This window comes from Methanomicrobium sp., from assembly GCF_055145805.1.
Genome location: NZ_JBSREC010000086.1, coordinates 10,203 through 33,365 on the forward strand (window position 1 = coordinate 10,203; position 23,163 = coordinate 33,365).

The following is a 23,163-nucleotide window of genomic DNA, read 5'->3' on the forward strand; positions in this document are numbered from 1 at the left end:
CGGGGAAATTACAAGTCTGCTTTAATATTAAAAAAGCAAAAAAAATAAGCAAAAATAATCCGCAAATTCTTTTCTTATTTCACTTATATCGCGACATTGAATATTACAAGGCCTATTATGAGCATTAACGCGACATGCTTTACACCCGCCTTAATAGATCCCTCTCCCATCTGTCCTGCAATAAGGCCTGAGAATAAAGCCTGAATCAGACATGTATGATAGAGAAGACGGCGGAATACATCCACAGGCATCTGCCCGGCCTGCGAAAATGCAGCTCCCCCTCCGAGATCACTGCCTGTCCCGGTTGTGGCCATGCTCTCAAGGATTGACAAAAAGTTTACATCCAGAACCGCAACCACGAATATGAAAACCATGTATGCAAGGTAAATTATCACCGTATAGATGAACATCTCCCCGGATCTCTCCCGTTTTAGGATCTGGTTCATTCTTGCGTCACTGGATGCAATGCTGATCACCTCACCGATATCCCCGCTCATCTCACTCGCCTTTGTAATAAGAGTAACAGTACGTGCAATAGCCGCTGTATTTATTCTCTTTTCAAAACGAACGAGGGCATCCGAAACACTTGCACCCCAGTCGATATCTCTTTTAATCCTTCTTATCTCATATGATATGACACCGAGATTTGCACGAACCAAAAGACCGATTGCGCCTGCAAGCGTCATTCCGACCCTGTTTATACCACTTAGGCGATCAAGGAAATCAGGCGTTCCCGCCTCTATATCACGGGCCTTCTTCCTCCAGAGTTCAATGAATATACCATATGGAATTATTACAATAAGGGCTGCAATAACAACATGATCGTCAATTACTGCATATGTTATTTCAGGGTCTACATAAGACGGAGTGTAAATGTATACCAGTATCAGATAGATGGCGGCAAGGGGGACTGATAAAATCAGGGAACGATTTGCATCATTTATAAACCATTCAAGAGGATTTTTCAAAAACTCCTTAAAAGACCTTCTTCTGTCATAAGTGTCAAGTATTGCGAAGTTCTCCACATCACCGCTACTTTTTTTAACAGTTACATCCGCAAACTGGTTTAATTCGGTAACCCTCACAAGTCTCTCAATTTCTTCGTCTTTTATGGAGATCAAATCAATAAAGAGCATGAAGATTATTGCACCAATTGGCAGCAGGACATATGTAACAGCTGTCAGCTCAACTACAGCAGACTTACCCACCATGCCCATCACAACCATGATGATGATTAAAAACAGCGGTCCTGCAACAAAGAGGGTCACATAACTCTCTGCAACAAGTTCAAGGACTGATAAAAACTGCTTCTGCTCAAACCGCGCTTCCTCCTGGTAGAGACGGACACGCCCCTCAAGATATGCGGATATGTTCCCGCCGCTGCCTATTACAGATAAAAGATCCTCTAAAAAATCCTTGAATTTTTCAGAAGGAGTAGTGTAACTCAGGTTTCTTAAGGCTGATACAAGATCAAATCCGAAGTAATCAGCATCCCTTACAACCTGCCGGAACTCAAGTGCGACCTCACCGTAAATATCAGCGTTATCCGATATTGAGTGGAATATTTCCATTAACTCCGCACCACCCCTTCTCATTGCATACATATATGAGACCACATTATGAAGTGAGAGGTTTATCTTGGTTCCACGTGCGGACTTCTTCATTCCCGGATACTTAAGGGCAATTGTATACGAGAAAACAGTGCCTAAAAGGAAAAATAAAGCAAAAGAGATCAATCCAAGTATTGTCCTTGTAAGTACGGACGTATCGTATACTGGAAACGGAATGTTAAAGACATTATAGATCTGAATCGAGAACTGCGGCAGGAAAAGCAGGGATGATGCCAGATATGCTATGACTCCCAGGAAAAATCCCATAATAACAGAGAGCAACAGCGTAAAATAGACGTACTTGTAGGTAGTCATTCCCATTCTGGACGATATCAGATCTGAACTGAGTTCCATATAGCCATTGGGATTTTTACGAAGTCTCCATTTAACATACCTGTCGATTATCATGAAAAGACCTGTTTTAGATCATCTATTTTTGACATTACCTTGTCAGGATTGATGGAATATGTCTGTATAATTCTCGTGACACTGACATAATCACGAATATTCTGCTTATGCAGTGCATCAAGAATATCAAGGCGGCGCTGCACCTCAATACCCATCTCCTCGGCACTCCAGCCTCTTTTTTCCATTATACTTCTGTATACATCGGATCTGCCGCTGTAAGCATGGACCTCGGATATCGGGTCATACTCGAATACATTGTTTACCCTGAGATTTCCTGTTCCCGGATCAATTCCTGCAATCTCAACAATCTCCATCGAGCGGCGAACCCTCTCCTGTCCGCGATATACGAGGGCCTGGACACTTAAGATATCAAGTGCCTGCACCATGTTCCTCGGGACATTTAACGGCGCATTCTCAAGACGGTGAATTGCGGCATCGACATTGTTTGCGTGGAGAGTTGAGAATGTGGTATGCCCGGTGTTCATCGCCTGGAAGAGAGTCTGGGCCTCAGCACCCCTTACTTCTCCCACAATGATGTATTCCGGCCTCTGTCTCATCGCCGCCTTTAGAAGATCAAACATATCAATCTTTGAGCTGGTTGACTCAACAACAGACTCCCTTGTAACGCTTGCGATCCAGTTGTCGTGGAAAAGTGTAATCTCCCTTGTATCTTCAATGCTTACGACCTTGGCAAGCGGGGGAACAAACAGTGAAACAGCATTTAATGAGGATGTCTTGCCACTTGCGGTTCCTCCGACAAATAAAAGACTCTTGTTGTTCTCAATTGCAAGCCAGAAGAATACGAGCTGTTCCGCACTGAAGGTGCCGTACTCCATAAGTTCAACAGGTGTGAAGGGCTCCTCCCTGAATTTTCTTATTGTAAAGGATGTCCCCCTGCTTGTAACCTCTTTACCAAGTGTTAACTGAAGACGGGAACCGTCAGGAAGGGTTGCGTCAAGCATTGGCTGCGATATTGAAATGTGTTTTCCTGATCTCTGTGCAAGAGATATTGCAAGAGAATATAAAACATCCTCTGTAAAGGAGACATTTGTCTTGATATTGCGGTAATTTCTGTGATATAAAAATACAGGTATTTCAGAGCCGTCGCAGGATATATCCTCAAGATACGGGTCATTCATCAGGGGATCAAGCTTTGACCAGCCGAGGAAATTTCTCATCAGGTAATACTGAATCTTAAAAAGAGAGGATTCTTCAGGTTTTATCTTATATTCCTTTATGAGATCTGCCATTTTCTGGAGGATGATATATGATTTATCATGCTTTATCTCCTCATCAGTGAGAATTAAAACATCCCTCATATCCTCAAAGAGCCTTTCTAAAAGTTCATACTCAAATTCAGAGAGATGAGGCTCAAAAAGCATATATTCGTTGAGATGTGTGTCATCGTCATTGACTATGAGAACCTTTGATCTGCCCTTTAAAACCCAGTATTCATCTACAGGAGAGTAGCCTTCCGGAACCTGCGGTTCAACAAGAGGACCGTGTTTTTCAAAGTCATAAACCTCGACATGATTGATTACTTTTTTAAGAAATCCAAAAAGAGACTTCTTTTCAGAGGATCTTACCAGTAAACCCGAGTCCGTCTTTTTTATGCCGCTGAGTTCATTTTCGGTGACTACTGCAATTTCATCTGGTTTATCCAAAATTTCGTCAGCAGACAGCGAAGGACTTTCTTCAGGGATTAAATCACTCTGTTCGGGTTTATTTAGAAGCTCTTTATCTTCGACTTCAGAGACAAGTGACTCAACACTCTGCAATTCTTCTTTATCATCCGGATCAGTTTTGCCCCTAATTCTGTCCAGAATAGAAAGTGGCATATCATCAGACCCTGTGGCACCGGATAATAATGATGATGAAGCCTCATCATTTTTCTCCCCCTCCTGACCTGAAATTTCAGGTTTTTCCTCAGGTTTTTCCTCAGGTTTTTCCTCAGGTTTTTCCTCAGGTTTTTCCTCAGGTTTTTCCTCAGGTTTTTCCTCAGGTTTTTCCTCAGGGGTTTCCTCAGGGGTTTCCTCAGGGGTATCCTTCTCTGAAGACTTATCATCCGGAATGGCTTTTTTTATTGTACCTTCGGGAAAAAGTGCCGCATTTGAAGTAAACTTATCAGGCAGACCGTCTGCCCCACCCTGTGATAATGTCTCTTTTTTTTCAGCCGACAAATTTAGAAGCTCGTCCAAATCAATCTCATCAGAGCCTTTTTTGTCTCCTGATTTTTTTCCCCTGCTAAAAAAATCCATAAAATTATACCACCAGAATATTTCCTGTCGCCTTTTTATTATATTATCTATTAAAAGGCAGTTATAATCTAATATAATATACCAGAGGCATAATTATCTTTTGGAAAAAAACCGGATATAACTTTATAAAATCAAAAGTACCGGAATCTTTACAAACAAGAAATCCTAATATTGTTTTATTTATGCAGGATGATATTAAAAAAAGAGTTCCGACCGGGATAACCTCTCTGGATCCTGTCCTGGACGGTGGTGTCCCCCCCGGTTCTGTCATTCTTCTTGCAGGCGAACAGGGAGCAGGAAACAGGGAGTTTGTCTACTCATCAATAATATTTATGTCAAAATTAAAGGAAAAAGGAGAGGCAAAGCAGGATATCATACTTCCGGAGGAGATAGCTTACACAACATTCACCCGTCTGTCATCATCCATAACAAATGAGATGAAACTCTCTTTTAAAAATGACATAGTATCCGGAATCGAGGATAAATTTAATTTCATCGATCTCTCAGAGATGTACTTTGACTCAAGTGTTGTTCCGACAGGATGGTACAGCAAAACCTCTGTTATCGAGCGTTTTCAGAAGAAATCCGAATCCGGGAGTATGGTTGCAAAACTTGCCGAAGAACTCGGAAAGCTTCCGAAAAACAGCCTTATTGTAATTGATTCCTTAACTGATATCGCAACAGAGAGTACAGGTGTCACAGAATGGAAAGAGATGATAGGCTTTTTAAGAGGCCTTCAGAGAGTTTCAAAAACATGGGGCTCAACCATTTACATACTTCTTTCAGAAGGAATTCTCTCAGATTCGCGTCTGGTGGAGATTGCGGACTGCTGTGATGCGATGGTGTCATTTCACTGGGAAGAGAGTTCAGGAAGAAAAAGACAGAGAATAGTATACTTTGAAAAATTCAACGGTGTTATGCCTCACCTTGAAGAGAATGATCTTGTAAAGTTCGCCGCAAGAATTACTCCCGAATCCGGATTTGAAGTCAGTAATATCAGGGTTGTAATATGATAAAGGAAAGAATACTGCTGGGAATAGCCGGCCTTGATGAGATGATGGGGGGCGGGCTGATAAAAAACAGCATATGCGCAATAATAGGAACATACGGTACAGGAAAGACAACCTTTGCAATCCAGTTTCTCTTCCAGGGTCTTGAAAACGGCGAAAAAGGCATATACATAAGTCTCGAGGAGAGCGAGGAGAGCATATATGAAAAGATATCTGACAGGGGATGGGATGTTGATACCTATAAGGACAAGTCCCTTTTTGTAATAAAGCTTGATCCGACAGATTTCAATCTCTCAATAAACAGCATCAAAAACGAACTCCCTGATCTTATCAGCAGCGTGGGAGCATCAAGAGTGGTAATTGACCCGATATCCCTTTTTGAGGGTCTTTTTGATGATAATTCAACCAGAAGGCGTGAGATGTTCCGCTTTACAGAGATGATGTCAAACTTAAACTGTACAACAGTTCTGACATCCGAGACCGAGCATAACGATGATTATACAAGCCGTTACGGACTTGTGGAATATCTTTCAGACGCTGTTGTTATTCTCAAATATATCCGTCCTTCTGATCTCTCTGAAGTTCATACCGCAGTTGAGGTTGTAAAGATGAGGCGTTCAAATCATTCAAGAGAGATTAAGCCTTACGAAATCCAGGAGGACCGTGTAAACGTGTACTCCGAGGCAAGTGTATTTTAAAATTCAAAAAAGTATCTCTGTAAAAAGAGACGAGATAAAAAAAAATTATTAAAAAATCTTTTACCATGAAAATCAGATCTGACTTTCATGAACATTTTTTCAGATATTAATTCCTGCCAGATTTAAGACGATCAGCAAAAGTGCTCCGGGGAGTCCTCCAAGTGCACACACGAGAACAGCACCCCATGTCACGTGAAATGAACCCATCCCTAAAAGGCCCATCTGGGAGACAATAATCAGTGCGACAAGTCCCAGAACAGAATTTACAATAAGCGTCGTTATGTTCTTTAGGAAATACCAGAGTAAAAAGACAATACCTCCGGCGATTATGATCGTAATTATGGTATCCAACATAGCTGTATATTAAATAAAACCGGCAATTTCATTAATCTTTCTTAAGACAGCATAATGCCCTGAAAAATAGTTTTTTTGTATTTTAGATTATCTGCCGACAACGGAAAGATCTGAGAATCGAAGAGAAGGCATAACCATTGTGCCCATCACCCTCGACTCCACGGACATGCCGTCGATATCCCCAAGCATCTCAAATATGTTCCCGGAGAGCATTGCAGATTTAATCGGTCTCTGCTTCTCCCCGTTCTCCATCCATGCCGCATTTGAAAGCTCAACTGAAAAGTCGCCTGTGACACCGTTTGCAGTGTGTGCACCGACAACAGTATGTGCATAAACAGCCTTTTCATCGAAGATATCCTCTCTTTTTCCGTCGAGGTATATATTGTGTGTTCCAATCGCAGGAGCACCGCCTGCACCTGCACGGACAGCACTTCCTGTCGAACTCTCACCATAGCGGTATGCAGTCTTTAGATCATAGGAGAAGGATTTTACAACACCGGACTCAATAAAATCAATTCTTTTGGTCAGCACACCCTCGGAATCGCGAAGTGTTGATCCCATTCCGTTGAAAGGATCGTCATAGAGTGAGAGATTTTTATCCATACACTCCTGCCCGAGTTTTCCGTCGAAATACGATCTCTTTGCATTTACATTCTTTCCGGAAAGTGAGGGGATTAAAACCGCACTTATCAGCTGACATACTGCAAGAGATGATAAAATAACATCGTGTCTGCCGGTTTTTATCTCATCACCGTCCTTTGAAAATACGGCAAGCGATGCAGCTTCACGTCCTGTCTTTTCCGGGTCAATTTTGCTGAAATGTGAAGACGAATCAAACTCATATCCTGTTGATGTCCCGGATATTGTCTCCATTGAAATACCGGCTCCGGTTTTTTCAAGAGAGTAAAAGACACCGTTTGAATTTGCAATCGTTGTTTTTCCCTGCGATAAGGATGCAGAACCTCCGACTATATCTGCATCAATTCCGGATGCACCATCAAGCATCTTCGAAATCAGACAGGTTGCAGACGAGATGTCGCATGACATATTTTTGTCAAACACATCCAGTTTTATATCGGGGATTTTTGAAGGTGAGGGAAGACCTTTCCAGTCAAGAGGCGTTGAAAGCTTTGCACTCGAAACTGCTGATTCAAGACACTTCTCCCAGCACTTTGGATCATTTGTGGATGAACAGCCTATCCTGCCGTCCTTAATCACACGGATTCCGATTCCCCATGACTCCGAACCTCCGGCCTCTCCGATTAACTTTCCTTTCAGTTCAAGACCAATGCCTTTACCGGAGGAAAAAAAGACCTCAGTCTCATCGGCCATTCGGGCGCCTTTTCTCAGAATATCATCTGTTATTGAATCACTGTCCATAATATTCACCCCTGTCCTCCCACTACAGCCTTTTTCAGAAGAATATGCGGCGATCCGTCTGTTACAGGAACACTCTGCCCGCTCTTTCCGCAGTATCCGGGATTCATTATCCTGTCATCGGCACACAGGACAATATTATGAAGCGTCTTTAGGATATCGCCTGTTAAGGATACATCCCTGACCATACCTGCAAGTTCCCCGTTTTCTATAACATAGCCGTATTCCGCGTTGAACTGAAATACTCCCCTTCCCGGATCAACCTGTCCTCCGCGTGAGCCCTTAAGGAGGATACCGTTTCTGCACTCCGCAATTATCTCGTCGTATGAGGAATCACCGTTTTCAATGAAGGTGTTGCTCATCCGGACCAGCGGAACATCACCTGACTGTCCTCTTGCATGGCCTGCATCGCCGTCACCCACAGCTGCAAGAGTCTGGCGGTTGTGTAAAAACGCGTTTAAGACGCCGTTTTTTATAATATCTGTTCTGACAGGTAAGATACCCTCAGAGTCAACAGGCATAAACCCGAACTCGTGAAGTGTCGGATCGTCAACGACATTTATGATATCATTCCCAATCTTCTGACCGGTCATTCCCTTTAAAACCGAGATACCCTCTTTTACAAGGTCACCCTCGGAGGCATGACCGACAGCCTCATGTGCAAAGACTCCGGCAAGCTCCTGGTCCAAAACGGCATCCATGATGCCTCCTTTTGCAGGACTGGCACCGAGAAGTTTTACAGCCCTTTCTGCCGCCTCAAGACCTTTTGCCTCCTTGTGCCTGAGATTCAAACCGAGAATATTATGCTCACTCTCACGGCCTGCCTGCATAACATCGCCTTTCTTTGCAACTGCTGATACAGAGTATCCCGACCTGCATATATCGTATGTGTACTCGTGACCTGAGGAGTCTGTGAAGTTTACAGTCCCGATTCCTTCGGTATAGTTTGCACGGGTGTTTATTATCCCGTCAATCTTTGCCGCCTTCTCAATTCCCATAAGGAGTTCGCATTTCTCTTCGAGGCTTACATCCGCCGGATCTTCCTTAAGTTTCGGCATCGGCAGAATGCCTGATCTGGCGTCACCTAAAACAACCTCTTCTTCGGTTGCCGAGGCATATCTCATTCCGATTGCGATATATTCATCAATCTCTTTTTGGGACTTTGTTCCAAAATTTTCGATTGTTACAAGACCCCATCCGCGTCTTCCCAGAACACGCATTATTGCCGTATCCGAAAAGCTGTTCGTTGCAGACTCCACAACACCGTTATCTATCTCAATTCCTGTGGAAACGCCTTTAACATGTCTGATGTCATAATAACCGGGTTCTTCCATAATCCTCTCAGTTCTCCTTTTAAAAATAAAAAAAAGCAGGATATAATCCTGCCATAATGTGAAAACAGAATCTAATCTGCCACGTTTTACTTAAATTTGATAGGTTTTTCAGACACCGGGTGTCTTCTTTACCGGTGCTGAAATCTTTTCCATAAACTCTGCAGGGGTAATCTTTGCAAGATTCCTTATCTTTTCCATGAAGTCATCCTTCTTTTCAGGAACAAGTGCAATCTCTAAGACCTCTTCAATTGTAGATACAGGAATAATCTCAACCATATCCTTATATCGGTCTTCAATTAAGACATCATCCAGATTTGACTTTGGAATTATGATAGTCTTTATTCCTGCCCTGGCAGCCGCCTCAATCTTGTATGTGACACCACCAATCGGGAGGACATTGCCCCTGACAGAAAGAGAGCCTGTCATTGCAACATCCTGACGGACAGGTATTCCCTCAATTGCACTTATGACAGCAGTTGTAACGCTTATTGATGCGGAATCACCTTCAACCCCTGAGTATGTGCCGATGAACTGAATATGAACATCCATATTCCGGATGTCGCGGCCTGTGAACTTTTTGACAATTGCACTTATGTTTGTGATTGACTCTTTTGCAATCTCCTTTAACAGACCGGTTGCGATGATTGTTCCGGTTGCACCCTGCGTGGGAGTTGCCTCGGCCATAATCGGAAGAACCTGTCCTGATTCCGAACCTACAACTGCAAGCCCGTTTACACGGCCGACCTGACTGCCTTTTACAACAGTCAGTTCATAATCACGGCTTCTCTTTGTGTACTCCTCTGACATCTGATCCTCAACAGAGCGTGCTATTGACTTTGCCTTTAGGACATGCTCTGTTGTTGTGACAGCAGATCCGTCCTGGCGTGCCATGTCACCTGCAACACGTATAAGACCGCCCATATCACGAAGTTTCAGCGTAATATGGCCTTTCCTGTTGCTTCTGCGTCTTGCCTCGCGCATAATCTCCTCTATTGCACCCTTGTCAAACGGAGGAATCTTTTCGTCGTTTTTGATCTCCTGTGCAACAAAGCGGATGAACTTCTTCTGGTTCTCCTCGGTATCAGGCATTGTATCCTGCATATATACCTCGTATCCGTATCCCCTGATACGTGAACGGAGTGCAGGGTGCATACCCTGCATTGCATCAAGGTTTCCTGCGGCAATCATTACAAACCTGCACGGGACAGGCTCGGTCTTGACCATTGCACCGCTTGAACGCTCGCTCTGGCCGGTAATGGAGAATTCTCCCTCCTGAAGGGCTGTCAGAAGATTCTGCTGAGAGTGCGGAGTTAAGGTGTTTATCTCATCAATGAAGAGAACGCCCTTGTTCGCCTTATGAATCGCACCTGCCTCAACACGGTCATGTGCAGGTGTTTCAAGACCTCCTGACTGGAACGGATCATGCCTTACATCGCCCAGGAGGGCTCCGGCATGTGAACCTGTACCGTCAAGATAAGGTGCCAGGGAGTCCTTCTCGTTTGAGACCAGAAGCTTTGGAACCATCGCCTCCTCTTTTGGTCTTGAGTACTGAAGCGCCATGAATATGAATGCCGCTCCGATAATACCCATCAAAAGCTGGCCTGTTATTATGGCATAGCCCATTATACCGAATATCAGAACCATTATCAGCGTGTTTCTGGTCTGTGCACGCTTTTTTGCCTCTGCCTTGTGCGCAGATACTATCTCCTTTCCGCGTCCGGCGTTGACAGTCCTGATAACAGGAGTATTTGAATCATCAGAGTTGGGGTATACAAGTATATCCTGAAGATCCTCTTTTGGCAGAAGCTCTGCCATTGCCTTTGCAAGCATTGATTTGCCTGTTCCGGGCGTCCCTATCATCATCACATGACGGCGCTGGATTGCTGCCTTCTTTATGACCTCAACAGCATGCTCCTGTCCCACAACCTGATCAATAAGCCTTGGGGGGACTTCAATCTCAGACGAGTTCTCTAAATTATCAAGTTCTATTTCTTCAAGTTTGAGAAGCGGTTTTTTATTATTCTCCTCTCCCTCTACAGTAACAACAGGGCTTTCTGTTGCGCGTGATATTGCCTCCGGTGTAACTTCGATTCCATCAAGGGGACTTCCATCCGTATTTATTTCGCCAGTATCCACTGCCTTACCGGAAAAATCCTCTTTTTCAGCCTCTTTTTGATTTATATCCAAATATTTATCGTTATTTTTCATTAACCGATGTACCTCTCAAAAACGATAGTGCTTAATTGATTCATTCGTGATAGTTTAAGTACTTTCTAGAACAGGTAATAAACATGAAGATCGTCTGCAACGAAAAATCACAGGTTTTAGCCTCCAAAACGGCCTTCATTTCCGGCCTTGAGCTGCTCCCGACAGAGTTTAAAAAATTCCCTGACGGGGAACTTTATGTAAAAACGGGAAAGACAGACGATGAGACTGTTATCATTGCAAGCTTAACAGACAGCGACTCGATTATACAGACCCTTCTCTTAACAGATGCCTGCGAGGGATCCGAAATAACTCTTGTAATTCCTTATATGGGATATGCAAGACAGGATAAGAAGTTTAACGATGGCGAGCCTGTGAGCGCAAGGGCTGTTGCAAGAACAATCTCAAATGATGTCAGCAAAGTGTACACAGTAAATATCCATGAAGAGGCCGTCCTTCCCTTCTTTAAAGCACCGACAGAGGATCTCACACTTGCACCATACATAGGTGAATACATAAAAACACTAGGACTTCCCGACCCGCTTATTCTTGCACCCGATTCCGGTGCGGCAGACTTTGCCGGAGATGTTGCAAAAGAGACAAACTTTGACTGCGACTATCTCCAAAAGACCCGTCTTTCCGGAACCGAGGTCTCAATGCAGCCAAAAGAGCTTGATGCATCAGGCAGATCTGTTGTTATTGTAGACGATATCATCTCAACAGGGGGCACACTTGCAACCGCAACAGGGATGCTTAAAAGTCAGGGGGCACTGAGTGTTCATGCCGCATGTGTTCATGGCATATTTGCCAGCGGCGGTTTTGCAAGACTTTCTGCCGGCGGAGTGGAGTCAATAGTCTCAAGCGACACTATTGAGTCGGCATCAAGCAGAATATCAGCTGCAGAATGCATAAAAAATACACTAATAAAATAATATAAAATAAATTATGCCTGTTAAAATACTGGATTCATCTTTCTTTTTTCTGGATGTACCTCTTGAAGGTGAGTTTGCGATCCCTTCCGCAGTTGAGGATGAACTAAAGGACTTAATGGCGAAATCAAAACTTGAAACATTAAAGGCAAAAGGACTTTTTGTATCAGAACCTTCCCCGGCTTCACGAAAAACAGCATTAAAAGCGGCGGAAGACTCAGGCGACATTACAGTCATATCAGCAACTGATATAGATGTTGTTGCACTCGCACTTGAACTTGCAGGCGAGGTTGTAACAGACGACTTTGCACTCTCAAACACTGCCCAGACTCTCGGAATAAAGGTAATTCCTCTTAAACAGAGGGCTGCCAGGAAAAGAAAATGGAAATACCGCTGCACAGGGTGTCAGAAATACCACGGGTCACCGGGAATCTGCGACGTGTGCGGTGCAGAGATCAAAAGAGTGTTTAAGTGAGAAGATAAATATCCTAAATTATGTCATCCCTTGATGATCTCATTGGAAGAGCAAAGATGCTCCACTCTGAAGGGAGAAGTTCAAGTCAGATTGCTGACGAGATGAGTCTTTCCATCGATACGATAACATGGCTCTTAACCCGGCAGAAAGGAGAACAGGCCGTACCAAAGGATATACTAATAGACTGGTCTGCGATAAGCGGTCATGCCGACATGCTGCGTGATACATCGGTAATGCTCCTTAAAAGATTTATTCACGCAACTGAGGAGAGCAAACCTGATGAATTTTCGGAGAATTTCCCTGATATAATAATCGGAATATCACACTCGGGAATACCGCTTGCAACCATGATGGCAGGAGAGGCAGACTGCCTCTTTACAATGTTTCACCCCAAAAAGCATGCTGCGGGAGATAAGCCGACAGGGTCTTTAAACAGCAGTTTTGCAGACGTTTCCGGAAGGAAATGCCTGATTGTTGATGACGTCATCACAAGCGGAAACACAATCAAAGAGGCTGTTGATGTTGTAAAAAAGCATGGCGGAATCCCGGTTGCGATATGCATTCTCTTTGACAAACTGGGTATTAAGGAAGTAGACGGAGTTCCGGTCTATTCACTTGTAAGGGTAAACAGAATCGACTAAAAAAAGGAGGACAGATATGGCAGTAATAGATGTGGTAGTATTTGAGATGAACAGGACTTACTATGCACTTGACATCAATCTTGTACGTGAAATAGTTGAGATTATGGAGATCACCCCAATCCCGAAGATGCCCCCTCACATCGCAGGTATGATAAACCTCAGAGGTGAGATTACAAAAATAATAAACTTAAACATTCTTCTTGAGATCCCTGACAGTGACGGTGAGGAGAGCAGAAAAATAATTGTTCTGACTTCTGAAGAATCAGGTGACCCGAAACAGGGGATTATTGTCGATAATGTAAGAAGCGTAATCCAGATCGATGAGGACAAGATTGATCAGATGGACAACGCCATCAAAAAAGAGGCATACATAAAAGGCATAATCAAGGAAAAATCCGAAGCAGGAAAGGATGAGACCAGACTTATCATCTGGCTGGATCTTGCAAAGATTCTTGAAGAATTAAATACGGAATAAACAGATTAATAAATCCAGGGACAGAGGTTACATAAAAAAACCTGAAATACAATTTTTTTAAATTCAGTCCTAAAACAACTGTAAGATAAGAGAACGGATTTATCTAACCGCTCAATTTTTTTTCAGGAATAATTTCCCGGCCAATGATCAACAGGTTAATTATTTTTTTTGGAATCCTGCGACCTAATAGAAAGTCATATATAGAATTACAAAACCACATTTATGGAGTATCTAATACAGGAGCATCTGAATATGTTAGCAGGACAGCCAATAGTAATCTTACGTGATAATGTTGAAGTAACAAGCGGAATGGAGGCACAGCACTCAAATATTATGGCATGCAAGGCCATTGCAGAAGCTGTAAGAACAACTTTGGGCCCGCGTGGTATGGACAAAATGCTTGTATCACCATCCGGTGATGTGGTCATTACAAACGACGGAGCAACAATTCTCCATGAACTTTCTGTGGAACATCCTGCAGCAAAAATGGTAGTAGCAGTCGCAGAGACACAGGATAACGAGGTAGGAGACGGGACAACAACCGCAACAATACTCATCGGAGCACTTATGGAAGAGGCAGAAGCCCTTCTCAGAAAAGGAATTCACCCTACAATCATTGCAAAGGGATACAATCTCGCAATGATAAAAGCAATCGAAATACTCAATGAGAATGCATTTGAAGCAGGCCCTGAGGATAAGGATCTTTTATTGAAGGTCGCAGGAACAGCTGTAACCGGAAAGTCAATTGAGTCAATGAAAGAGAACATCACAGGTATTGTTGTTGATGCAGTTCTCGAAGTTGCCCAGAAGGATGACATAAACGCAATAAAAGTTGACGAGGATGATGTCAGGATTAAGACAATCGTCGGCGACAGTCTCGATGAGGCAGAACTTATTACAGGCTTTTTAATTGACAAAACACGCTGTGACACAGGCATGCCAAAGAAGGTTGAGAATGCAGTAGTTGCACTCATCGCACAGCCTCTGGAAGTAAAAAAGACAGAGACAAAATCAAAGATTAAGATCACATCCGCAGAGCAGGTTGAGGCATTCTCCGAACAGGAGAAAGAGAACTTAAAGGCACTTGCAGATAAGATTGTCGCATCCGGCGCAAACGTTGTCCTCTGCCAGAAAGGCATTGCAGACGCAGTCCAGTACTTCCTTTCACATGCAAATATTCTTGCAATACAGGATGTCCCGGAAAAAGACATGAAGGCATTTGCACGTGCACTTGGCGGAACTATCATAAACTCCGTAAATGACCTGGATAAATCCGTATTCGGAAAAGCAAAGCTCGTTGAAGAGATGAAGGATATAAAGGTCACAACATTTACAGGATGCAAAAACGGCAAGACTGTTACAATCCTTATCAAAGGCTCAAACCAGATATTCGTTGACGAACTTGAACGTGCAGTCTATGATTCAGTCCGTGTTGTAATGGATGCACTTGAGGACAGAAAATTTGTTGTTGGTGCAGGAGCAATCGACACAGAATTAAACCTTAAACTCTCCGAATATGCACCAACAGTCGGCGGAAGAATTCAGCTGGCAATAGAGTCATTTGCCAGGATTTTTGAGACAATCCCCAATACACTTTCGGAAAACTCAGGACTTGACTCAATTGATGTACTCGTCGATTTAAAGACAGCACACTCAAACGGTCAGAAGACAGCAGGCCTTAATGTATTCACAGGAAAGATCTGTGACATGCAGAAAGAAGGCGTAATCGAGCCGATGCGTGTAAAAAAGCAGGCAATACAGAGTGCAGCAGAGACAGCAGCCCTTCTCATCCGTGTCGATGACATGATGGTCTCAAAGTCTGCATCACAGATGTAATAACCAAAAATATTTTTTTTGTGGATTTTACCTGCAAATATATTTATCAGCTTAATTTTCAGATAATTGTTTTTATTTTTTTAAATTTTTTATGAATGCAGCATTTCATATTCCGCAGTATGAACTACCGGTAATTTATTTTCCATGTGTCAAACCGGGAAGTTACAGGGTATAACCTGCCTAATTTCATCCATATATAACCAAAAACAACAGATTTATTCTATAACAGACAGCGGAATAACTTCTCATATACGTTTTTTTGAGACAGTGTATCCGAAAGATGGAGAATATAATGAAAAATATTTCAAAAACAATTACGATCATGGCGATATTTGCCCTTTTAATGGCTTTTTGCGCCCCGGCCAGTGCACAGGCAGACAATAACCTTAAAACAACAGAAAAAACAGGTCTTTCCCCTGATATCTTTGCCAAGGAAAAAATGATTAAGAGCGGGGAGAGGGGATATTTTGTAACAAAAGTAACTGATAACACAGGAAATCCTGTACCGGATAAAACAGTGTACTTCTTCCAGAACATTGAGGTCTCCGGACTGAGTATTGACCAGTATATAGGAGAGGCAGAAACAGATGAGAAAGGAATTGCAGTATTCAGACCGGTATTAAGTGTCGCAGGTGATTCGGGAGTTATGTTTGTCGGATGTGCAGTTGAAGATGCAGAATCAGGCGAAGCCTTTTATTCAGACCATGTAATGGTAACGGTTACAAACCCATATCCGGTAATTTTAGCTGATGAAAATTCTGAATACTAAAAATTATTCTTTTTTATCCTCTTGAAGAGGTTGTAAAAACTTCATATTCGGTTTCCTGTGCAGGTTCATCCTCTGTAACAGGAATGTTATCCTTAAAGATGAGAACTGTATCAGGAATCACCCCTTCTGAGAGAATGATCTCCGAAATAAGAGCACCTTTGGTAAAAGAGCATTCAGAAACCCTGTTCTCACGCTTAAAAAAAATTCTGCATTTCATTGGAATTATTAAAAAAATATGATTTTATCTGAATTGAGGTTTTGGATTTTGATTTAGTCTTTTTTAAACTGCGGCATCATTCCGCGAATCTCTGCACCGACTTCTTCAATTAAATGTTCCTCGTCAGAGCGTGTAAGTGCAGTAAATACCGGACGGTTTACCCTGTTTTCAAGAATCCATTCCTTTGCAAACTCGCCTGTCTGAATTTCTGTCAGAATCTCTTCCATCGCCTCATAGGACTCTGAACCGATTACACGCGGTCCGCGGGTGATATCGCCGTACTGGGCTGTGTTTGAGATTGAGTCACGCATCTTTGTAAATCCGCCTTCATATATCAGATCAACGATCAGTTTCATCTCATGAAGAACTTCAAGATAGGCCATCTCAGGTGCATATCCTGCGCCGACAAGAGTCTCAAATCCTGCCTTGATAAGTGAGGTCACTCCACCGCAGAGAACAGCCTGCTCACCGAAGAGATCGGTTTCAGTCTCCTCACTAAAGGTCGTCTCAAGTACAACAGCACGTGTGCCGCCGATACCCTTTGCATACGCAAGTGCAATCTTTTTTGCATCTCCAGTGTAGTCCTGCTCGATTGCGATAAGTGCGGGAACTCCTTTTCCTTCCTCAAATGTCCTTCTGACCATGTGGCCGGGACCTTTTGGTGCCACCATTATGACATCAACCGTTGGCGGCGGAACAATCTGCCCGTAGTGGATGTTAAAACCGTGTGAGAACATCAGGCACTTGTTTTCCGAGAGATATGGCATTATCTCTGTCTTGTAGACGTCGCCCTGTGACTCGTCAGGAAGCAGAATCATAACAACGTCTGCTTTTTTTGTGGCGTCACATACGTCAAAGACTTTAAGTCCGTCCTTTTTGGCCTGATCCCTGCTCTTTCCCGGCCGGATACCTATGATTACATTAAGACCGCTGTCTTTTAAATTTAAGGCCTGACCTCTGCCCTGTGATCCGTATCCTATTACAGCTATGGTCTTACCTGAAAGGTCGCCAAGATCTGCATCCGATTCATAATATTTCTTCATCATATTTTTTCCTCGTCCTCATTTTTATTTTAAATGAATTCTCAATGGATAATTAGTTTACCTTTTCTGTAAACCCGCCTGTCCTGTACACAATATTTAAGGCATTAACCATAGCTTCTGCAGATGCCAGAACAATATCGGTGTTTGAAGCGCCTGCGTCAAATATTCTGCCTTTTTCATCCTCAACTGTTATTGTGACACATCCAAGTGCATCACTTCCGCCTGAGATGGCTTCGACCTGGTAACTCTTTAACTCAATATGCCCGGGGGCAATTGCCAGAAGCGACTTCATAGCCGCATCCACAGGACCGTCACCGTTTCTGGAGCTGGTTTTCATCTCACCGTGTACAAATGCCTTAACACTCGCAGTCGGATTTGCATGGTTTCCGGTGAATATCGAGATGTCGTCCAGGATTATCACTTTGTTGTCATAACTGCTGCCTGTGATGCTGTCTGCAATCTCAAAGAGATCAGACTCGGTGACCTTTTTGCCCCGTCCTGAGATCTCTTTAATTTTTGAGATAATCCGGTCCAGTTCGGAATCGTTTGGCCTTATGTTTACATCCTCCAGCATCTGTTTTACAGCGTGCTTTCCGACATGTTTTCCAAGCTTTAACCGTCTTCTGTGCCCTACCATCTCAGGCGTCATAATGCCGGGCTCAAATGTTCCCGGATTTGACATAACCCCGTGTGAATGAATACCACTCTCGTGCGAGAAGGCGTTTTCGCCCACAACAGGCTGTATGGGAGAAATTGCAATCTGTGCATAACGTGAGATCAGCCTTGATGTTTCAACCAGTTTTTCAGTCTTAATCGCGGTCTTAATCCCGTAGACAGACTCTAAGATCATCACAGTCTGCGAAATGTCGGCATTTCCTGCCCTCTCGCCTATACCGTTTACTGTGACCTGGACCTGATCTGCCCCCCCTTCGACTGCCGCAATTGTGTTTGCAGTCGCAAGACCGAAGTCATTGTGGCAGTGAACATCAATTTTGCATCTGACATTCTCCTTAACCATCCTGATTAAGGGCGTCATCATAGAAGGCGTGCATATTCCGACAGTGTCCGGAATATTAATAATCGTTGCTCCTGCCTCATCTGCCGCTTTGCAGACCTCAATTAACTCTGAAGGCTCTGTTCTTGTCGCATCCATCGGGGAGAACATAACAAAGTCACAGTTTTTACGTGCATATGCCACAATCTCCTTTGTAATTGCGACAACCTCTGCATGCGTCTTTTTGATGGTGTGTGTTCTCTGAATATCCGATGTAGGAATGAAAACATGTACCATGTCAACGCCTGCTTCAATACAGCGGTCAACATCGCCTTTTACAGAGCGTGCAAGTCCGCAGATTTTCGGGCGGATACCCTCCTGGCATATTCTTTTAACAGTTTCAAACTCAACATCCGAAGATGCCGGAAAACCTGCTTCAATCACATCCACGCCGATATCGGAGAGCTGATGTGCGATACTTATCTTCTGCTCCAGTGTGAATGACACACCCGGAGTCTGTTCACCATCACGTAGTGTGGTGTCGAAAATTGTCACTATTTTTGCTGATTCAGCTCTACTCTGATCGCCAAAGAAAGCGACCTGCCACTTGTGCAGTGACTTCTCCAATCCCGTCTTTTTGAGACATACCAGTTTACATTGCCTTAAGATGCTATAAATCTTTCCAGAGTGGTTCAAATAAACACATATAGATCACACAATGGTGCGCTACATGTTTCAGAACCACCTCGAGTGGTGCACTAAATGGCCATTCCTGCAAAATATATATATAGGCGTCGCCAGATAAATATCTAACAGGAGTCTAATCCTATGAGTGAGTGCTTTATTTGGCAATAAAAAATTTCGTTTCCTTGACACGACTCTTCGTGACGGGGAACAGACACCCGGTGTCTCACTGACACCCGAACAGAAACTGAAGATAGCAACAGAGTTGTCCGCAATCGGCGTGGACGTAATTGAAGCAGGCTCCGCAGTCGCATCCGTCGGAGAAAGAGAAGCTATAAAGCTGATCTCCGGAGCAGGATTGGGAGCTGAGATCTGCACATATGCAAGAGCCCGTACAGGGGATATTGACCTTGCAGTTGAGTGTGGTGCAGATTCCGTACATCTTGTGATTCCGGTTTCAGACCTTCATATAACAAAGAAACTTGGAAAAAGCCGCGAAGAAGTCTATGAGATGGCAATGGGTGCCGTCGCATATGCAAAAGAGAGAGGGCTTATTGTCGAACTCTCAGGCGAGGATGCATCAAGGGCCGATCAAAAGTTTCTGGCAGATCTTTTCAGAGAGGGAGTAAATGCAGGAGCCGACAGGCTTTGTTTTTGCGATACAGTCGGGCTTTTAACACCCGAGATGACAGCTGAAATTATCCCGCAGCTCCGGTTTGCACCTTTGAGCATACACTGCCATAACGATCTCGGACTTGCGCTTGCAAATACGCTTGCCGCATTAAATGCAGGAGCGGAATGTGCCCATACGACGATAAACGGTATGGGCGAAAGAGCAGGAAATACGCCGTTTGAAGAGGTTGTAATGGCTCTGGAGAAACTTTACGGGTACGATACCGGCATTGATACCACAAAAATATATTCGTTGTCAACGCTCGTATCACAGCTTACAAAGATCTCTCTTGCCACAAACAAACCGATAGTCGGCGCAATGGCGTTTACGCACGAGAGCGGAATCCATGCCCACGGCCTTTTGCGGGATGCTTCAACTTATGAACCAATGTCTCCCGAAACCGTAGGCAGAAAAAGAAGGATAGTTCTCGGAAAGCATTCCGGAACTGCATCTGTCCAGTCTGCATTAAAGGAACTCGGATACACTCCGAATGACAAGCAGCTTGCAGAGATCGTCTCAAGGGTAAAATCGGTCGGGGATAAGGGCATGAAAGTCACCGATGCCGATGTTATGGCTATTGCGGACTCTGTAATGCTTCTTGAATGCAGGCCTGTAATAAGCTTAAAGCAGTTTACGGTTGTATCAGGAAGCAATGCAATACCAACTGCATCTGTTACAATGGAAGTATCCGGGCAGAAGGTTACAGGTGCATCCACCGGCACAGGACCTGTTGATGCGACATTAAACGTCCTTCAGCAGTCCGTATCAGTCCTCGGCGACATAAAACTCGAGGAGTATCATGTCGATGCAATAACAGGGGGTGCTGATGCAATGGTCGATGTTACCGTAAAACTCAGAAAAGACGGAAGAGTAATTACTTCCAGAGGCGCAAGAACAGATATAATAGAAGCAAGTGTCGAGGCGGTAATAGCCGGCATGAACAGATTACTGAGGCAGGATGATGAAAAGCGGAGCGGCAATACTGATTGAGAGCTTAAAAGACGAAGGTGTGGACATAATATTCGGATATCCGGGAGGCTCGGTCCTTCCGATATATGACGAATTATATGAGGCAAACCTAAAGCACATTCTTGTAAGGCACGAACAGGCAGCAGTCCATGCTGCCGACGGATATGCAAGGGCAAGCGGAAGAGTGGGAGTCTGCCTTTCCACATCAGGTCCCGGAGCATGCAACCTCGTTTCAGGTATTGCAACGGCAAACATGGACTCGGTTCCGGTAGTTGCACTTACAGGTCAGGTTCCGACAGGAATGCTTGGAAACGATGCCTTTCAGGAGTCTGATATAACAGGAATAACAATGCCTGTTACAAAACACAACTACCTTGTAAATGATATCTGCGAGCTTAGAAGGATTGTAAAATCCGCATTTCATATAGCGGGAACCGGAAGGAAAGGTCCTGTTTTAATTGATCTTCCAAAGGATGTCCTGACTCAGATGGCAGACCCGGATTCGCTTCTGCCGGCAGAACCTGACCTGAAAGGCTACAGGCCTACATTCAAAGGACATTCAGGCCAGATTAAAAGAGCACTCGAGCTTATATCAGAGGCTAAAAAACCTGTAATCTATGCAGGCGGCGGCATTATCGCGGCAAACGCATCAGAAGAGCTTTTGAATTTCGCAGAACTCTTCTGCCTGCCTGTCACAACAACAATGATGGGTCTCGGAGCTCTTCCTGCAGATCATCCGCTAAACCTCGGAATGCTCGGGATGCACGGGACTGAATACGCAAACTATGCCATCACCGAATGTGATCTCTTAATCGCAGTCGGAGCACGGTTTGATGACAGGGTTACAGGAAATATCGCCCAGTTCGCCCCGAATGCAAAGGTAATACACATAGACATAGACCCCGCAGAGATTGGCAAGAATATAGCGGCCGATGTCCCGATTGTCGGTGATGCAAAGCAGGTTCTCTGCGAGATGACAGAGACTGCTGACAGGAGCGGATCGGTCTGCGAACCATGGGTCAAACAGGTAAAACTCTGGCGTGAAAATCACCCGTTAGCCATCATAAACGACGGCAAACTTCACCCGCAGAACATAATCAGAAAACTCTCTGAGATCTTAAACGGTGGCGGAATAATCGTAAGTGAGGTCGGCCAGAATCAGATGTGGGCGGCACAGCACTACGGCTTTAAAAAACCCAGACAATGGATCAGCTCAGGCGGTCTCGGGACTATGGGATTCGGATTCCCGGCCGCTATGGGGGCATATTTTGCAAAACCCGAGGAGACTGTTGTTGTAATCGCAGGAGACGGAAGTTTCCAGATGAATATTCAGGAACTGGGAACAGTTGCACAGTATGACATTCCGGTGAAGATTGTGATCTTAAACAACATGTATCTCGGAATGGTAAGGCAGTGGCAGGAGCTCTTCTACGACAGAAGATACTCATACACAGAGTTGCCTTCAGTTGACTTCGTCGGAATCGCAAAAGCTTATGGAATCGAGGGTATGAGAATTGATTCCGCAGATGATGTGGAGGAGGCTCTGAGAACCGCAATAAACTATGACGGGCCTTTCCTCCTTGATTTCAGAATAGAGCGTGAGGAAAACGTATTCCCGATGGTTCCGGCAGGCGCCGCCATAAGCGAGATGATTGGAAAGCACTGCCCGTCTGAGGAGGAGAGAAAATGAATCAGCATATAATCAGCGTTCTTGTCGAGAACAAGTCCGGTGTTCTTGCAAGAGTCTCCGGCCTCTTTTCCAGAAGAGGTTTTAATATTGAAAGTCTTGCTGTGGGAACCTGCGAAACGCCTGATATGAGCAGAATAACAATTGTTGCAAATGGCGACGATATGCACATAGAACAGGTCAAAAAACAGCTCAACAAGCTGATTGATGTCATAAAGGTGACCGATATCACAAAAAGGGAGCATGTTGACCGCGAACTCGCACTGATAAAGGTCCATGCCGAACCCGGCTCACCGCGTTCAGAGGTGATGCAGATCGCAGGCATATTCAGGGCAAAGATTATCGATGTCGGCCCGAAGACCCTCGTTCTGGAGATTACCGGTGATCCGGGAAAGATTCTGGCGATAGAGGATCTCCTAAAGCCGTATGGGATTATTGAGCTTGTAAGGACAGGCAGGGTTGCTCTTCAGAGAGGTTCTGCCTCTGTTTCGCAACGCCTGTGAATATTACGATATAA

At 44.1% G+C, this 23,163-nt stretch carries 20 protein-coding genes; 11 read left to right on the forward strand and 9 right to left on the reverse strand.

The features are described from left to right. Positions 1-83: 83 nt before the first annotated feature. Entirely contained in the window at positions 84-2,018 is a 1,935-nt protein-coding gene (locus ACTB1O_RS07765) for a type II secretion system F family protein (protein WP_462994566.1), read from the reverse strand. Further along, a complete protein-coding gene (locus ACTB1O_RS07770) occupies positions 2,015-4,276 on the reverse strand; it encodes a type II/IV secretion system ATPase subunit (protein WP_462994567.1) in 2,262 nt (753 codons plus the stop codon). The genes ACTB1O_RS07765 and ACTB1O_RS07770 overlap by 4 nt, the downstream gene beginning before the upstream one ends. A gap of 182 nt (positions 4,277-4,458) precedes the next feature. Here ACTB1O_RS07770 and ACTB1O_RS07775 point away from each other — a divergent pair, with 182 nt between their 5' ends. Together ACTB1O_RS07775 and ACTB1O_RS07780 are read left to right on the forward strand one after the other, a co-directional pair. Then, positions 4,459-5,289, forward strand: a complete 831-nt coding sequence (locus ACTB1O_RS07775) for an RAD55 family ATPase (RefSeq protein WP_462994568.1) — start codon at positions 4,459-4,461, stop codon at positions 5,287-5,289. Then, positions 5,286-5,984, forward strand: coding sequence for a KaiC domain-containing protein (locus ACTB1O_RS07780; RefSeq protein ID WP_462994569.1), 699 nt, complete (start codon positions 5,286-5,288; stop codon positions 5,982-5,984). Before ACTB1O_RS07775 ends, ACTB1O_RS07780 begins: the two co-directional genes overlap by 4 nt. A gap of 99 nt (positions 5,985-6,083) precedes the next feature. On the opposite strand, the gene ACTB1O_RS07785 is transcribed toward ACTB1O_RS07780, so the two are convergent. The 4 genes from ACTB1O_RS07785 to lonB form a co-directional block, all read right to left on the reverse strand. Beyond that, a complete protein-coding gene (locus ACTB1O_RS07785; RefSeq protein ID WP_462994570.1) occupies positions 6,084-6,338 on the reverse strand; it encodes a pro-sigmaK processing inhibitor BofA family protein in 255 nt (84 codons plus the stop codon). Positions 6,339-6,425: 87 nt separating this feature from the next. After that, on the reverse strand, positions 6,426-7,718 hold the full coding sequence (locus ACTB1O_RS07790) for a TldD/PmbA family protein (RefSeq protein ID WP_462994571.1): 1,293 nt from the start codon (positions 7,716-7,718) through the stop codon (positions 6,426-6,428). 5 nt (positions 7,719-7,723) lie between these two features. Next, complete coding sequence (locus ACTB1O_RS07795) at positions 7,724-9,049, reverse strand: TldD/PmbA family protein (RefSeq protein WP_462994572.1); 1,326 nt, start codon at positions 9,047-9,049, stop codon at positions 7,724-7,726. A 108-nt stretch (positions 9,050-9,157) separates the two neighbouring features. Beyond that, complete coding sequence (gene lonB / locus ACTB1O_RS07800; RefSeq protein WP_462994573.1) at positions 9,158-11,257, reverse strand: ATP-dependent protease LonB; 2,100 nt, start codon at positions 11,255-11,257, stop codon at positions 9,158-9,160. Positions 11,258-11,340: 83 nt separating this feature from the next. Here lonB and ACTB1O_RS07805 point away from each other — a divergent pair, with 83 nt between their 5' ends. From ACTB1O_RS07805 to ACTB1O_RS07830, 6 genes are all read left to right on the forward strand, one after another. Then, complete coding sequence (locus ACTB1O_RS07805) at positions 11,341-12,186, forward strand: ribose-phosphate diphosphokinase (protein WP_462994574.1); 846 nt, start codon at positions 11,341-11,343, stop codon at positions 12,184-12,186. A 13-nt stretch (positions 12,187-12,199) separates the two neighbouring features. Then, positions 12,200-12,658: an NOB1 family endonuclease gene (locus ACTB1O_RS07810; RefSeq protein WP_462994575.1), complete on the forward strand. Its 459-nt coding sequence runs from the start codon at positions 12,200-12,202 to the stop codon at positions 12,656-12,658. Positions 12,659-12,678: 20 nt separating this feature from the next. After that, positions 12,679-13,299 (forward strand): orotate phosphoribosyltransferase-like protein, encoded by a 621-nt coding sequence (locus ACTB1O_RS07815; RefSeq protein ID WP_462994576.1) that lies wholly within the window; start codon positions 12,679-12,681, stop codon positions 13,297-13,299. 16 nt (positions 13,300-13,315) lie between these two features. Continuing rightward, positions 13,316-13,774 carry a chemotaxis protein CheW gene (locus ACTB1O_RS07820; protein ID WP_462994577.1) on the forward strand — a complete coding sequence of 153 codons (459 nt, stop codon included), beginning with the start codon at positions 13,316-13,318 and terminating at the stop codon, positions 13,772-13,774. 252 nt (positions 13,775-14,026) lie between these two features. Next, on the forward strand, positions 14,027-15,610 hold the full coding sequence (thsA, locus tag ACTB1O_RS07825; protein WP_462994578.1) for a thermosome subunit alpha: 1,584 nt from the start codon (positions 14,027-14,029) through the stop codon (positions 15,608-15,610). 292 nt (positions 15,611-15,902) lie between these two features. After that, entirely contained in the window at positions 15,903-16,379 is a 477-nt protein-coding gene (locus ACTB1O_RS07830; RefSeq protein ID WP_462994579.1) for a hypothetical protein, read from the forward strand. Between the two features lie 13 nt (positions 16,380-16,392). On the opposite strand, the gene ACTB1O_RS07835 is transcribed toward ACTB1O_RS07830, so the two are convergent. The 3 genes from ACTB1O_RS07835 to ACTB1O_RS07845 are packed head-to-tail and all read right to left on the reverse strand — an operon-like array spanning position 16,393 to position 19,260. Then, positions 16,393-16,596: a hypothetical protein gene (locus ACTB1O_RS07835; protein WP_462994580.1), complete on the reverse strand. Its 204-nt coding sequence runs from the start codon at positions 16,594-16,596 to the stop codon at positions 16,393-16,395. 53 nt (positions 16,597-16,649) lie between these two features. Then, the gene (gene ilvC, locus ACTB1O_RS07840; protein WP_462994581.1) at positions 16,650-17,642 is read right to left on the reverse strand and encodes a ketol-acid reductoisomerase; all 993 of its coding nucleotides are present in this window, start codon (positions 17,640-17,642) and stop codon (positions 16,650-16,652) included. A gap of 49 nt (positions 17,643-17,691) precedes the next feature. Continuing rightward, entirely contained in the window at positions 17,692-19,260 is a 1,569-nt protein-coding gene (locus ACTB1O_RS07845) for a 2-isopropylmalate synthase (protein WP_462994582.1), read from the reverse strand. 205 nt (positions 19,261-19,465) lie between these two features. Between ACTB1O_RS07845 and ACTB1O_RS07850 the strand changes: the two genes are divergently transcribed. Genes ACTB1O_RS07850 through ilvN form a run of 3 tightly spaced genes read left to right on the forward strand, consistent with a single transcriptional unit; the run spans position 19,466 to position 23,149 of the window. After that, on the forward strand, positions 19,466-20,980 hold the full coding sequence (locus ACTB1O_RS07850) for a 2-isopropylmalate synthase (protein WP_462994583.1): 1,515 nt from the start codon (positions 19,466-19,468) through the stop codon (positions 20,978-20,980). Next, on the forward strand, positions 20,952-22,649 hold the full coding sequence (gene ilvB / locus ACTB1O_RS07855; protein ID WP_462994593.1) for a biosynthetic-type acetolactate synthase large subunit: 1,698 nt from the start codon (positions 20,952-20,954) through the stop codon (positions 22,647-22,649). The genes ACTB1O_RS07850 and ilvB overlap by 29 nt, the downstream gene beginning before the upstream one ends. Next, a complete protein-coding gene (gene ilvN, locus ACTB1O_RS07860; protein WP_462994584.1) occupies positions 22,646-23,149 on the forward strand; it encodes an acetolactate synthase small subunit in 504 nt (167 codons plus the stop codon). The genes ilvB and ilvN overlap by 4 nt, the downstream gene beginning before the upstream one ends. Positions 23,150-23,163: the final 14 nt, after the last annotated feature.

What these genes read in the sequence shown, in the direction of transcription:
- ilvN (WP_462994584.1), top strand. Translation starts at nt 22,646, where the DNA reads ATGAATCAGCATATAATCAGCGTTCTTGTCGAGAACAAGTCCGGTGTT.
- ACTB1O_RS07790 (WP_462994571.1), bottom strand. Translation starts at nt 7,718, where the DNA reads ATGGACAGTGATTCAATAACAGATGATATTCTGAGAAAAGGCGCCCGA.
- ACTB1O_RS07820 (WP_462994577.1), top strand. Translation starts at nt 13,316, where the DNA reads ATGGCAGTAATAGATGTGGTAGTATTTGAGATGAACAGGACTTACTAT.
- ACTB1O_RS07785 (WP_462994570.1), bottom strand. Translation starts at nt 6,338, where the DNA reads ATGTTGGATACCATAATTACGATCATAATCGCCGGAGGTATTGTCTTT.
- ACTB1O_RS07770 (WP_462994567.1), bottom strand. Translation starts at nt 4,276, where the DNA reads ATGGATTTTTTTAGCAGGGGAAAAAAATCAGGAGACAAAAAAGGCTCT.
- ilvB (WP_462994593.1), top strand. Translation starts at nt 20,952, where the DNA reads ATGAAAAGCGGAGCGGCAATACTGATTGAGAGCTTAAAAGACGAAGGT.
- ACTB1O_RS07795 (WP_462994572.1), bottom strand. Translation starts at nt 9,049, where the DNA reads ATGGAAGAACCCGGTTATTATGACATCAGACATGTTAAAGGCGTTTCC.
- thsA (WP_462994578.1), top strand. Translation starts at nt 14,027, where the DNA reads ATGTTAGCAGGACAGCCAATAGTAATCTTACGTGATAATGTTGAAGTA.
- ACTB1O_RS07805 (WP_462994574.1), top strand. Translation starts at nt 11,341, where the DNA reads ATGAAGATCGTCTGCAACGAAAAATCACAGGTTTTAGCCTCCAAAACG.
- ACTB1O_RS07775 (WP_462994568.1), top strand. Translation starts at nt 4,459, where the DNA reads ATGCAGGATGATATTAAAAAAAGAGTTCCGACCGGGATAACCTCTCTG.
- ACTB1O_RS07780 (WP_462994569.1), top strand. Translation starts at nt 5,286, where the DNA reads ATGATAAAGGAAAGAATACTGCTGGGAATAGCCGGCCTTGATGAGATG.
- lonB (WP_462994573.1), bottom strand. Translation starts at nt 11,257, where the DNA reads ATGAAAAATAACGATAAATATTTGGATATAAATCAAAAAGAGGCTGAA.
- ACTB1O_RS07815 (WP_462994576.1), top strand. Translation starts at nt 12,679, where the DNA reads ATGTCATCCCTTGATGATCTCATTGGAAGAGCAAAGATGCTCCACTCT.
- ACTB1O_RS07765 (WP_462994566.1), bottom strand. Translation starts at nt 2,018, where the DNA reads ATGATAATCGACAGGTATGTTAAATGGAGACTTCGTAAAAATCCCAAT.
- ACTB1O_RS07830 (WP_462994579.1), top strand. Translation starts at nt 15,903, where the DNA reads ATGAAAAATATTTCAAAAACAATTACGATCATGGCGATATTTGCCCTT.
- ACTB1O_RS07810 (WP_462994575.1), top strand. Translation starts at nt 12,200, where the DNA reads ATGCCTGTTAAAATACTGGATTCATCTTTCTTTTTTCTGGATGTACCT.
- ilvC (WP_462994581.1), bottom strand. Translation starts at nt 17,642, where the DNA reads ATGATGAAGAAATATTATGAATCGGATGCAGATCTTGGCGACCTTTCA.
- ACTB1O_RS07835 (WP_462994580.1), bottom strand. Translation starts at nt 16,596, where the DNA reads ATGAAATGCAGAATTTTTTTTAAGCGTGAGAACAGGGTTTCTGAATGC.